The 959-nt window shown below is 71.3% G+C and carries 1 protein-coding gene; it reads left to right on the forward strand.

Annotation, left to right across the window (positions count from 1 at the left end; translation table 11 throughout):
* Nucleotides 1-468: 468 nt before the first annotated feature.
* Nucleotides 469-813 (forward strand): hypothetical protein, encoded by a 345-nt coding sequence (locus tag AC2W7M_RS26310; protein ID WP_486136123.1) that lies wholly within the window; start codon nt 469-471, stop codon nt 811-813.
* The last annotated feature ends 146 nt before the right edge of the window (nt 814-959 follow it).

Here is a 959-nt window from a genome sequence, read left to right on the forward strand (position 1 = left end):
CATCGCCGGGCGGCGCGCGGGGCGCCGGTACGCCGCGGGCCTCGACCGCATGTCGACCACCGAAGTGGTGGTGCGGCAGGTGGCGCGCACGGTGGCGACCCAGGTGGGCACGCAGCTCACCCGCGCCATCCTTCGCGGCATCCTCGGCAACATGAAGCGCTGACCGGCGGGGCCGCGCGGCGCGTCGCGCAACCGATACGGGCGCTGTGCCAAGCGGATATCGGCCTGCGGGGCGATGACGGTGGTTGCTTCGGTTCCCGGGTGCCGCTATTTTCGTCGGCGAGTCGATACGATTGCGGGGTTGTATCGGCCGGTGCTGCTCAACGCGCACGTCCGGCTTAAGTTGCGGACCGGCCGTGCCTCCATATTGGAGCGCCCCATGAAGGTGTTACCAACCGCCCGCATTCTTCTCGTGGATTCCCACGTCGAGCGCCGCCAGGCGACTCGGCAAGCTTTGACGGCCTCGGGGTGGGGGCGGTCGTCGAGGCATCGAGCCTTGAGGAGATCCAGCCCCCTGCGGGCGCCGGCGCGGTCGATGTGCTCGTGGTGCAGGTCGACGATGCCGACAAGGTGCCGGAAAATCCGTATCGCGACGGCGGCAGCGTGCCGGCGATCCTGATCCTGGAGGTCGCCGCGCCCATGGTCGCGCGCTCCGCCGGCCGCGCCGGGTATGATGCCGGTCTCGGAGCGCCGATCCAGCCGCGTCTGCTCTACCGGCGTATCGGCTCGGTGCTTCAGCGCGCGCGGCGGGCCGCACGGCCCTCCTTATCGGTGTCGAGTCCCGAAATGGCGGACCTCGCCGAGGTCGGCTGACGGACCAACGCGCCGGCGCTTTTTCCGCCCCGCTTTTGAGATGGGGGTTCCCCGTCTGCGCCGGCCTGCGGCCGCGCAGGCCCGGGGCCGTCCGTCAACCCGCCTTCGGCGCGCGGGCGTCCTGCCGCGAGTGATGTGCGGCCGCG

The organism is Xanthobacter sp. BG11Y11_SDJG (assembly GCF_057364445.1).